The sequence below is a fragment of the Arthrobacter agilis genome, from assembly GCF_002953615.1.
Taxonomy (GTDB): Bacteria; Actinomycetota; Actinomycetes; order Actinomycetales; family Micrococcaceae; genus Arthrobacter_D; species Arthrobacter_D agilis_B.
This window is the reverse complement of record NZ_CP024915.1, coordinates 1,285,013-1,295,738: the sequence shown is the minus strand read 5'-3', so window position 1 is coordinate 1,295,738 and position 10,726 is coordinate 1,285,013. Positions and strand designations below refer to the sequence as shown.

At 70.1% G+C, this 10,726-nt stretch carries 12 protein-coding genes, 1 pseudogene and 1 riboswitch; of the genes and pseudogenes, 7 read left to right on the top strand and 6 right to left on the bottom strand.

Translation table 11 applies throughout. The features are described 5' to 3' along the window. Positions 1 to 507 (top strand): lipoate--protein ligase family protein (locus CVO76_RS06190; protein WP_432206136.1); only part of this gene is annotated, 507 nt, incomplete at its 5' end. A gap of 48 nt (positions 508 to 555) precedes the next feature. On the opposite strand, the gene CVO76_RS06185 is transcribed toward CVO76_RS06190, so the two are convergent. The 3 genes from CVO76_RS06185 to CVO76_RS06175 form a co-directional block, all read right to left on the bottom strand. Beyond that, positions 556 to 1,185: an MBL fold metallo-hydrolase gene (locus tag CVO76_RS06185; RefSeq protein ID WP_208741252.1), complete on the bottom strand. Its 630-nt coding sequence runs from the start codon at positions 1,183 to 1,185 to the stop codon at positions 556 to 558. Then, positions 1,185 to 2,270: an S-(hydroxymethyl)mycothiol dehydrogenase gene (locus CVO76_RS06180; RefSeq protein ID WP_208741251.1), complete on the bottom strand. Its 1,086-nt coding sequence runs from the start codon at positions 2,268 to 2,270 to the stop codon at positions 1,185 to 1,187. The genes CVO76_RS06185 and CVO76_RS06180 overlap by 1 nt, the downstream gene beginning before the upstream one ends. Positions 2,271 to 2,366: 96 nt before the next feature. Next, positions 2,367 to 2,624: a mycoredoxin gene (locus CVO76_RS06175; RefSeq protein ID WP_279628599.1), complete on the bottom strand. Its 258-nt coding sequence runs from the start codon at positions 2,622 to 2,624 to the stop codon at positions 2,367 to 2,369. 200 nt (positions 2,625 to 2,824) lie between these two features. Between CVO76_RS06175 and CVO76_RS06170 the strand changes: the two genes are divergently transcribed. The 4 genes from CVO76_RS06170 (at position 2,825) to pgsA (ending at position 6,519) form a co-directional block, all read left to right on the top strand. Continuing rightward, a complete protein-coding gene (locus tag CVO76_RS06170) occupies positions 2,825 to 3,127 on the top strand; it encodes a chorismate mutase (RefSeq protein ID WP_208741247.1) in 303 nt (100 codons plus the stop codon). A 166-nt stretch (positions 3,128 to 3,293) separates the two neighbouring features. After that, entirely contained in the window at positions 3,294 to 5,288 is a 1,995-nt protein-coding gene (gene thrS, locus CVO76_RS06165; protein ID WP_432206151.1) for a threonine--tRNA ligase, read from the top strand. After that, on the top strand, positions 5,288 to 5,899 hold the full coding sequence (locus CVO76_RS06160; RefSeq protein ID WP_244186245.1) for an HIT family protein: 612 nt from the start codon (positions 5,288 to 5,290) through the stop codon (positions 5,897 to 5,899). Before thrS ends, CVO76_RS06160 begins: the two co-directional genes overlap by 1 nt. Then, entirely contained in the window at positions 5,899 to 6,519 is a 621-nt protein-coding gene (gene pgsA, locus CVO76_RS06155) for a phosphatidylinositol phosphate synthase (RefSeq protein ID WP_208741245.1), read from the top strand. The genes CVO76_RS06160 and pgsA overlap by 1 nt, the downstream gene beginning before the upstream one ends. Positions 6,520 to 6,541: 22 nt before the next feature. On the opposite strand, the gene CVO76_RS06150 is transcribed toward pgsA, so the two are convergent. After that, positions 6,542 to 7,366, bottom strand: a complete 825-nt coding sequence (locus tag CVO76_RS06150; protein WP_133081794.1) for a sigma-70 family RNA polymerase sigma factor — start codon at positions 7,364 to 7,366, stop codon at positions 6,542 to 6,544. Between the two features lie 266 nt (positions 7,367 to 7,632). Here CVO76_RS06150 and CVO76_RS06145 point away from each other — a divergent pair, with 266 nt between their 5' ends. After that, positions 7,633 to 7,854 (top strand): hypothetical protein, encoded by a 222-nt coding sequence (locus CVO76_RS06145; protein ID WP_208741243.1) that lies wholly within the window; start codon positions 7,633 to 7,635, stop codon positions 7,852 to 7,854. 45 nt (positions 7,855 to 7,899) lie between these two features. On the opposite strand, the gene CVO76_RS06140 is transcribed toward CVO76_RS06145, so the two are convergent. After that, positions 7,900 to 9,150, bottom strand: coding sequence for an acyl-CoA dehydrogenase family protein (locus CVO76_RS06140; RefSeq protein ID WP_208741241.1), 1,251 nt, complete (start codon positions 9,148 to 9,150; stop codon positions 7,900 to 7,902). 72 nt (positions 9,151 to 9,222) lie between these two features. Next, complete coding sequence (locus CVO76_RS06135; protein ID WP_208741239.1) at positions 9,223 to 9,840, bottom strand: AmiS/UreI family transporter; 618 nt, start codon at positions 9,838 to 9,840, stop codon at positions 9,223 to 9,225. A 39-nt stretch (positions 9,841 to 9,879) separates the two neighbouring features. Then, positions 9,880 to 9,991: riboswitch (SAM riboswitch) on the bottom strand. A 326-nt stretch (positions 9,992 to 10,317) separates the two neighbouring features. On the opposite strand from CVO76_RS06135, the pseudogene CVO76_RS06130 reads away from it, so the two are divergent. Next, positions 10,318 to 10,726: pseudogene (locus CVO76_RS06130) on the top strand (pyridoxal 5'-phosphate synthase lyase subunit PdxS); the annotation flags it as partial.

Sequence of the window (10,726 nt, the reverse complement as noted above, 5' to 3'; positions counted from 1 at the left end):
TTCGAGCCGCTCGTGCGGCGCGCCGGCGGCCGCGCTGCCGCCTACCACCGGGGCTGCCTCGTGGTGGACCACATCGAACCCGCGCCCGACCCCGTGGCCGGCACGCGCGCGCGCTTCGCGTCCTTCGGGACCTTCTTCGCGGAGGTCCTCGCCGGCCTGGGAGTCGACGCGCACGTCGGGGAGGTGCCGGGCGAGTACTGCCCGGGCGAGTTCAGCGTCCACGGGCGGATCGACGGCGTGCCCACGATCAAGCTCGTCGGCACCGCCCAGCGGGTGGTCGCCGGCGCCTGGCTGTTCTCGTCGGTCGTCGTCGTCGAGGATCCGGCCCCGCTGCGCGCCGTGCTCACCGATGTCTATGCGGCACTGGAGCTTCCGTGGCGGCCGGCCACCGCCGGCGCCGCCCAGGATCTTGCGCACGACGTCACGGTCGAGGCCGTGCAGGACGCGCTGCTGGCGGCCTACACCGCCGTCGTGCGCCTGGAGGCACCGGAGGCGTCCCGCCGCTGACGGGCGACCGGGACGCCTCCGGCGCTGCACGGGTCGGCGCTGCACGGGTCAGTGTCCGCGCCGGATCCATTCCTCGAGGTGCGGCGCCTCGTCGCCGATCGTGGTGCTGTCCCCGTGGCCGGTACGCGCGATCGTGTCCGGCGGCAGGGTCAGCAGCCTCGTCCGGATGGACTCGATGATCGTCGGGAAGTCGCTGTAGGAACGCCCTGTGGCGCCCGGGCCGCCCTGGAACAGCGTGTCGCCCGTGAAGACGGTGCCGGCCTCCTCCAGGTAGTAGCAGACGGAGCCGGGGGAGTGGCCGGGCGTGTGCAGCGCCCTCAGGGACACCCCCGCGACCTCGATCGTGTCGCCGTCGCCGATCGACTGGTCGGGACTCAGCTCCGGGAACACCATGTCCCAGAGCTCGCGGTCGCCGTCGTGCAGATGGATCGGCGCGTGCACGGCGTCGAAGAGGTCGCCGACCGCGCGGATGTGGTCGTCGTGGGCGTGGGTCAGGAGGATGGCCCGGACGACCCGCCCGTTCACCTGGTCCACGATCGCGGCGGCGTCGTGTGGGGCGTCGATGATGACGCACTCCTCGTCGTCACCCACGATCCACACGTTGTTGTCGACGTCCCAGGTGCCGCCGTCGAGCGAGAAGGTGCCCGACGTGACGAGGTGTTCGACGCGTGCGGCCATCAGAGCTCCACCACCGAGCGCAGGACGGCGCCGCCGTGCATCTTCCCGAAGGCCTCCTCGACCTGATCGAGCCGGATGCGCTCGGTGACGAACGCATCGAGGTCGAGGTTGCCCTGCAGGTAGTGGCTGACGAGCATCGGGAAGTCGCGGCTGGGCAGGCAGTCGCCGTACCAGGAGGACTTCAGCGATCCGCCGCGCCCGAAGACGTCGAGCAGTGGGAGTTCGATGGTCATCTCGGGCGTGGGGACCCCGACGAGCACCACCGTCCCGGCAAGATCGCGGGCGTAGAACGCCTGCTTGTACGTCTCGGGACGCCCGACGGCGTCGATCACGACGTCGGCGCCGTTCCCGCCGGTGAGCGCGCGGATGGCTTCCACGGGGTCCTCGTCCTTCGAGTTCAGCACGTGCGTCGCGCCGAGGCCCCTCGCGAGCTCGAGCTTCCGGTCGTCGATGTCCACGGCGATGATCGTGGTAGCTCCCGCGAGCCGAGAGCCCGCGACGGCCGCGATGCCGACGCCGCCGCACCCGATGACGGCGACGGAGTCACCGCGGGAGACGCTGCCCGTGTTGATGGCGGCGCCGATGCCGGCCATCACGCCGCACCCCAGCAGTCCCACGGCCGCTGCGTCCGCTGCGGGATCCACCTTCGTGCACTGGCCCGCCGCCACGAGCGTCTTCTCGGCGAACGCGCCGATGCCGAGGGCGGGGGACAGGACCGTGCCGTCCTCCAGCGTCATCTTCTGGGTTGCGTTGTGGGTGTCGAAGCAGTACTGCGGTTCACCCCGGCGGCATGCCCGGCACTCGCCGCACACGGCCCGCCAGTTGAGGATCACGCGGTCGCCGGGGGCGACCGTGGTGACGCCGTCGCCCACGGCGCTCACGACGCCGGTGGCCTCGTGCCCCAGCAGGAAGGGGAACTCGTCGTTGATGCCGCCCTGCTTGTAGTGCAGGTCCGTGTGGCAGACGCCGCAGGTCAGAATGTCGACGAGGGCTTCGCCGGGCCCCGGATCCGGGACGAGGATGGTCTCGATGGCCGCGGGGGCATCCTTCGCCCGCACCACGACGCCCTGGACTCTGTGCACCATGTCTTGCTGTCCTTCCGCTGGGAGCGGTGGACCGGAGGACGGGCCCACCGCTCCCAGCATATGGGGGACGGCCGCGGTGCGCGGATCGCGTCCGGGCTAGACGGCGATCCTGGCCCGCACCTCGGCGGCGGAGGGATTGGTGGCGGTCGTGCCGTCCGGGAAGATGACGGTGGGCACGGTCTGGTTGCCCCCGTTGAGTGAGGCCACGAGCTCGGCAGTGCCCTCGACCTCCTCGATGTTGACCTCGTTGTAGCCGATGCCCTGGGCGTCGAGCTGAGACTTCAGGCGCCGGCAGTATCCGCACCACGAGGTGGAGAACATGGTGATGGATCCGGCTTCTGGCGTGTAGTCCACGGTGCTCCTCATATCTGCGCCCGGGTCGCCGAGCGCATCTGTCGGTCGCGGGCGGCTCGTCCACCCGCACCTGCATCAACACGGGACGGTGCCGCGCCATTCCTCGCACATCACCGAACCGACGTCCTCCCGCGCCAGCCCGACCACGGCCGCGCCCGCCCGACCCCGTCGGGTGCCGGATGCCCCGGTAGGCTTCCGCCATGGCTGAAGCAGACGAAGAGCAGGACGCGAAGCAGTTGGCGGCGGTCCGGGTGGCCATCAACGAGGTGGACGAGCAGATCGTGTCCCTCATCTCCCGGAGGGAGCGGCTCGTCCGCAGGGCAGGAGCGCTCAAGCACGACGACGCGTCGGTGCGGGCGCCGGCCCGCGTGGAGCAGGTGATCACCAATGTGCGGGGCTACGCGTCCAGGCAGGGCGTCGATCCCGCCGTCGTCGAGGAGACCTACCGTGCGATGATCTCCGCGTTCATCGAGTTCGAGCTGCGGGTGCGGCGGGAGCCCTAGCCCCTGCGCGGGACGGCGACGTCCTGCGGCGAGCTTGTTGGTCGCCCCTCCGCCCACCCGATACGATCGACGAGGCGGTCCCGGCCCCGGCCGGATCCCGTCACGCCCTTCCGGGCGGCCCATTTCCCCAGCATCGAGGAGACTCCCCGTGTCAGCGCCCCAGTCCATGAAACTCATCGTCGACGGCGAAGAGCAGCAGGCGACCACGGGCACCACCGGGACGGAGCTGTTCAGCGAGCGGCGGGACGTCGTCGTGATGCGCGTGGACGGCGAGCTGAAGGACCTCGACCAGGAACTGGCCGAGGGTGCCTCGGTGGAGGGCGTGACCCTCGAGGATCCTGCGGGGCTGGAGGTGCTGCGGCACTCCGCCGCGCACGTCATGGCGCAGGCCGTCCAGCAGTTGCGTCCGGGAGCCAAGCTCGGTATCGGCCCGTACATCACCGACGGTTTCTACTTCGACTTCGACGTGGAGGAGCCGTTCACGCCCGACGAGCTCAAGCAGCTCGAGAAGATGATGCTCAAGATCGTCAACGCCAACCAGCGCTTCGTGCGGCGGGTCGTGTCCGAGGACGAGGCCCGCGAGGCGATGAAGGACGAGCCGTACAAGCTCGAGCTGATCGGGCTCAAGGGCGGGGCCACGGACGAGGACGGCGCGTCCGTCGAGGTGGGCGTCGGCGAGCTGTCCGTCTACGACAACGTGGACCGCAAATCCGGGGACGTCGTCTGGAAGGACCTCTGCCGCGGCCCGCACCTGCCGAACACCAAGCTCATCTCCAACGCGTACGCCCTGACCCGCTCGGCGGCCGCCTACTGGCGCGGCAGCGAGAAGAACAAGCAGCTGCAGCGGATCTACGGCACGGCGTGGCCCACGAAGGACGCCCTGAAGGCCTACCAGGAGCGCCTCGCGGAAGCGGAGCGTCGCGACCACCGCCGGCTCGGCACCGAGCTCGACCTCTTCTCCTTCCCGGACGAACTGGGCTCGGGGCTGCCGGTGTTCCACCCCAAGGGCGGCATCATCCGCAAGGCGATGGAGGACTACTCCCGCCAGCGGCACACCGACGCCGGGTACGAGTTCGTCTACACGCCGCACATCACGAAGGGCCACCTCTACGAGGTCTCCGGCCACCTCGACTGGTACCGGGACGGCATGTTCCCGGCGATGCACGTGGACGAGGAGCTCAACGAGGACGGGACCGTGCGCAAGCCCGGCCAGGACTACTACCTGAAGCCGATGAACTGCCCGATGCACAACCTGATCTTCCGCTCGCGCGGGCGGTCCTACCGTGAGCTGCCGCTGCGGCTCTTCGAATTCGGCTCGGTGTACCGGTACGAGAAGTCCGGTGTCATCCACGGCCTGACGCGTGTTCGTGGCATGACCCAGGACGACGCCCACATCTACTGCACCCGCGAGCAGATGAAGGACGAGCTCACCGGGACGCTGAACTTCGTCCTGGGCCTCCTCAAGGACTACGGCCTCGAGGACTTCTACCTCGAGCTGTCCACGCGCAACCCGGAGAAGTCGGTCGGCTCCGACGAGATCTGGGACGAGGCGACGCGCACCCTCGCCGAGGTCGCGGAGGCCTCCGGCCTGGAGCTCGTGCCCGACCCCGGGGGAGCCGCGTTCTACGGCCCGAAGATCTCCGTGCAGGCACGCGACGCGATCGGCCGCACCTGGCAGATGTCGACGATCCAGCTCGACTTCAACCTGCCCGAGCGCTTCGAGCTCGAGTACCAGGCGGCCGACGGGTCCCGCCAGCGTCCGGTCATGATCCACCGGGCCCTGTTCGGTTCGATCGAGCGTTTCATGGGGGTGCTCACCGAGCACTACGCCGGCGCGTTCCCCGCCTGGCTCGCCCCCGTGCAGGTGCTCGCCGTCCCGGTCGCCGAGGCGTTCAACGACTACCTGTTCGACGTCGTCGACAAGCTGAAGGCCGAGGGCATCCGCGCGCAAGTCGATGCGGGATCCGACCGGTTCCCGAAGAAGATCCGGACCGCGAGCAAGGAGAAGGTGCCGTTCGTCCTCATCGCCGGCGGTGAGGACCAGGAGGCCGGTGCCGTCTCCTTCCGCTTCCGGGACGGCAGCCAGGACAACCAGGTGCCCGTGGACGAGGCCGTCCGCCGGATCGTGGAGGCGGTCCGCAGCAGGGAAGCCACCGTCTGATGGAGGACGCGGACAGCCGGGGGATGCCCGCGACCCCTCCGGGGGATGCGGCGGTGACGGACGACTTCGGGCTGGCAGGCGTGCCGGACGCCTTCCAGCGGCTGTGGACACCGCACCGGCTCGCCTACATCAAGGAAGGGCAGGACCAGGTCACGTCGGAACAGACCTGTCCGTTCTGCCGGGCGCCGCACCGGAGCGACGAGGAATCCCTCATCGTGCACCGCGGGACCCATGCCTTCGTACTGCTCAACCTGTTCCCTTACAACGCCGGCCACCTCCTGGTCTGCCCCTACCGGCACGTGCCCGACTACACGGACATCGACGAGGCGGAGACCGCGGAGATCGCCGCCCTCACGCAGACGGCCATGCGTGTGCTGCGCAAGGTGTCCAACCCGTCGGGGTTCAATCTCGGCATGAACCAGGGCGTCACCGGGGGCGCCGGTATCGCCGCCCACCTCCACCAGCACGTCGTGCCGCGCTGGGGCGGTGACGGGAACTTCCTGCCGATCATCGCGCAGACGAAGGCGATCACGCAGACCCTCGGCGACGTGCGTGCGCAGGTGGCGGCTGCCTGGCCGTCCGCGGCCGGGCCGGCGGGATCGGACGCCTGATGCTCAACCGATACGCGCGGGGATTCTTCACGGCCCTCTTCACGCCGCTGGCACGCCTGCTGCTGCGGTGGGGCGTGACGCCCGACGCCGTCACGATCGCGGGGACGGTCGGTGTCGCCGGCGGCGCGCTGGTCCTCTACCCGCTCGGCCAGCTGTTCTGGGGAACGGTCTTCATCACGCTGTTCGTGTTCTCCGACGTGATCGACGGGATCATGGCCCGGATGCAGGGCCGTGGAGGCCGGTGGGGGAGCTTCCTCGACTCGACGCTCGACCGCGTCGCCGACGGCGCGCTGTTCGCGGGTGTCGCGATCTGGTTCTTCACGGGTGGCGGGAACGCCGCGATCGCGATCGCCGCACTCGCCTGCCTCGTGCTGGGCATGATCGTCTCGTACGCCCGCGCCAAGGCCGAGTCGCTCGGCTTCACGGCGAATGTGGGGCTCGCGGAGCGTGCGGAGCGCCTCGTCTCCGTCCTGGTGGTCACCGGGCTGACGGGACTGGGCCTGCCCGAGGGTTTCCTGCTGGCCGTCCTCGTCGTCCTGGCCGCGGCAAGCCTCGTGACCGTCTACCAGAGGGTGCGGGCCGTCCATCGCCAGTCGCTGGAGGCCAGGCCCGCGTCCTGACGTCGCCGCCGGTACGGGACGGTCAGGACGCCGAGGCGAACGCCGGGCGAGCCGTGGCGTACGTCGCCGCGTGGCCGCGCAGGGGCGTCAGCGCCGATCCGAGCGCGGACAGGTATTCCGCCCTGCGCTTGGGCGAGACGCGCGAGATCGGAGCGGGCGCGGAGCCCGCTGTGTCGGAGTAGTGGGTCGCCAGGCCGTCCTGCAGCAGCCGGAGCGCCTCGGACTTCTGCTGGGAGACGGCCGAGTGGGTGGTCCCGAGCTCCGCTGCCACCTCGGTCACCGATCGTCCCTCGAAGAAGACCTCTTGGATGATGTGGCGCATGCGGGCGGGGAGGTGGGCCACGGCGGCGCGGATGTGCCGGACCTGCTCGTCGGCCAGCAGCGATGCCTCGGGGAGCTGGTCGAGGCAGGGGACGATGTCGAGGACGGTTTCGTCGAGCGTCTGAACGGATCGTGCGGCGTCGCCGAGCGCAGCCTGGACCTCGTGCCGGCTGACGCCGAGCGTCATGGCGAGCTCGTCCGTCGTGGGCGTGCGCCCGAGGGAGGCGGCCAGCGTGTCCTGTGCAGCGATCGTGTCGCCGATCCGCCGTCGCGCGGACCGCGGAGCCCAGTCGTTGGACCGCATCTCGTCGGCGAATGCCCCCGTGATTCGGCGCCGGGCATAGGCGCCGAAGGGCACGCCCAGGGTCGGGTCGAAGGAGTCCGCAGATGTGATCAGGGCGATGGCCCCGACCGACGCGAGGTCATCCCGCGAGAGATGCGTGGCGCGGGCGCACAGGGTCGAGACGAGGTACCCGACCAGTGGCAGGTTGTCGACGATCAGTTTTTCGCGTTCGCGAGAATTCATAGCAAGCTCCCCAGCTGCTCAGTGGCCGTGCGGCCCCGGATCGCTCCCGAAGGAGCGGCCGAGGACGGCAGGTGTCTTCTGAAAGCTATCAGCGGGCTCTCGTCACGACTGATCCGCTGGGCCAATCCTGCCCAAAGGCTGAGCTTCGACGGCAGGCGGTGGATGCGGGCCCGCATCCTTCGCCCTTCCTTGCGCCGGAACCGATGATTCGGCCCCCGGTCGTGCGTCTAACGGAGGATGACCCATCCACCAGAACAGGACACGCCATGACACCCGGGACAGGGTTCCTCCCGACCGATCTGCACATCGTCTCCGAGACGGACCTCCTCCTGCTGCAGCGCAGGACGGCTCCCTCTGCGCCGCTGCACCGGGCGGTGAGGACGCCGTCGTCGCCGTGGCCCGCCGGGGCACTCGATGCCGTGCTGGACGAACTGGAGCGGCGCGAGGTCTGCCCGGCGCGGCAGGCGGACGGCGCGCGGTGCGGCTGAGGCCGGGCAGGACGGGACCGCGGGCGGTCCCGTCCTGCAGGTCGCTCAGGGCTTGCCCGCACCCGGCGCCGCACCGATGGACCACACGCGGGGAGGCACGGTCCCGTTGACGGAGTGGTCGCCGACGATCCTCGCCTTGAACACCCAGGGGTTGTGGTTGGCCGCGGTGCGGGCGTTCCGCCAGTGCCGGTCGAAGTTCTTCGACGTGCTCACGCCGGACGCGGCCAGCGCATTGAAGACGTCGGACGTGGCGCGGGTGGCGAGCGCCGACAGGACCACCTGCGCCTTGGCCGTCTCGAGTTCGGCGACGTCGTTCCGGCGCTCGTCCTCGACCTCGTCGGCCAGGAACGCGCCCTCGTAGGCGTGCTGCAGGGCCCGGGCGGCCCGCTCCACGGTGGCATCCGCGGCGTAGGCGGCGGCGGAGACCTCGCCGATCACCTGGAGGATCTGTGGATCGGCAGCGAACGACGGCGCATTCCCGTGGCTGAAGATCCTCGTGCGGTTCCGTACCTCTCGCGCGACGTCCCGCTCGGCCGCGGTGATGCTGCCCGCGAGGACGGCCAGCAGCACCGCCTGGTAGAAGGCCGTCTGGTACTTGAACCGGGTGTCGAAGTCGATGACGTTCCCGGCCTCGACGCGGGCGTGGTCGAAGGTGGACGTACCCGAGCCGGTGGTCTGCTGGCCGAAGCCGTCCCAATCGTCCCCGTGCGTGACGCCCTCCTGGTGCGTGCTGACCACCGCGATGACCTTGACACCGTTGTCCGTCCGCTGGGCGAACGTGTCGATCCAGTCCGCGAAGATGCTGCCGGTCGAGTAGTACTTCGTACCGCTGATGCGGAAGTCGCCGTCGGTACTGCCCGGGTCCGGGCTCACCTTGGTGATCACGTCACCGATGGTGACGGTGCCGACCTCCGTCCAGGAGTTGCCCACGATCTCGCCGTCCACGAAGCGCTGGAGCCATACGTCGCGCTGGGGACCGGCGGACACGAGGCGGTCCTCGACGAACGCGAAGTGGGCGCGCAGCGCCTGGGGGATGTTTGAATCGGCGGCGGCCAGTTCGGTGAGGAGGCGGAACAGCTGCGGGAGCGAGGCGCCGAACCCGCCGGCGGCGACCGGTACCCGCAGCGCCCCGAATCCGGCGTCGATCAGGGCGCGGATCTCCTGCCGGGGGAGTTCGTGCTCCTGTTCGCGGCGCGATGCGCCGTCCGCGATGCGTGCGAAGAGGGGTCGGAAGCGGGCCGCGAGGAGTTCGTAGTCGGCGTCCGCGGTGGGATGGGTGTGCGTCAGGGTGGTCATGGTGGGCCTTCCGATCGGGCTGGGAGTGGGGCTGGGAGGAGAGATGGCAGGACGGGGGCGGGGGCGAGGAGATCAGGCGTGGACGGCGACCCGGGGGGCGGCCGCCCTCGCCGTACGGGAACCGGCGACGCCGGCGCCGACGAACAGTGCGCCGATGACGGCCGCGGCGGCGACGGCGGAGGCTCCGCCGGCCGGCCAGGCCCCGTTGAGGCCGAGGACGGCGGGGATCACGGTGCTGGCGGTTCCGACCAGGATCGCGCTCCAGCCGGTGACCCGGGTCAGGCGGACGGCGTCGAGGGCAAGGATCAGGAAGAACAGACCCCACAGCACCGCCCAGGCGAGCCAGAGCACTGAGCCGAGCGGGTCGGTGTCCAGCGACGTGGCCGCGAAGACGACGGCGAGCACGGCGACGAGCCCGCAGAACCAGCCGACGCCGGCGGAGCCCAGACCCGCGACGGAGCCGAGACCCACGTACAGGTAGGTGAGCCCGAAGAGGAAGATCCCGCTCGCCGTGCTGAACGCGGCAGGATCCGGCGCCCCGGTCGCTGCGACGACCGTTGCGAGCACGAGCTGGAGCACACCGACCGCGAGATTGAGGAATCCCGCGTCCCTTGGCGGGACCCGGCCGAGGAGGCCGAGTCCGTTGATCAGAAGGGCTGCTCCCGAGAGCAGCAGGCAGATGTACGACATGGATGTCCCATCGACGGGACGCGGAACCGCTGGAGGTCCGCGCCGTGCTTGCCCCGCGCTGATGCACGGGGCCGGATCTTCACCTGGGGCACCCCGCCACGGAGGGGGTTGCCGTCCGACGAGCCAGGGCTTCGCGTCGGAACTCTTGATCTGTGGCTCCGAGCGTAGGCGGCATATCGTCCGCTTTCCAGCAGGAAGACGCGGCATTCCGCCGCGTGACGCCGTGTGACGCTGCCGGATCGCTGTCGGATCGCTGCCGGATCGCTGACGGATCGCTGACGTGCGCGGTCCCGCGCCGGGGTCCGGAGCCCGCGGGAACGGCCGGGACCGGGGCGGCGGCCGCGACCGGAAGGGCGTCCTGCGGCGGCGTATCATGAAGGGTCAGCTTTTATCTACCTTTAGGGGCAAGTCGTGTCCACCGTTGAAGACAATTCGGCAACCACAGCACAGACCGGCGGCAACCGGGTCAAGCGCGGGATGGCCGAAATGCTCAAGGGCGGCGTCATCATGGATGTCGTCACAGCAGAGCAGGCCCGCATCGCCGAAGACGCCGGTGCGGTAGCGGTCATGGCGCTCGAACGGGTTCCCGCGGACATCCGCGCCCAGGGCGGCGTGTCCCGCATGAGCGATCCCGACATGATCGACAGCATCATCGAGGCCGTCTCCATCCCGGTCATGGCCAAGGCCCGGATCGGCCACTTCGTGGAGGCGCAGGTCCTGCAGTCCCTCGGGGTCGACTACATCGACGAGTCCGAGGTCCTCACGCCCGCCGACTACGCGAACCACATCGACAAGTGGAAGTTCACCGTCCCCTTCGTCTGCGGTGCGACCAACCTCGGTGAGGCACTGCGGCGCATCACCGAGGGCGCTGCGATGATCCGCTCGA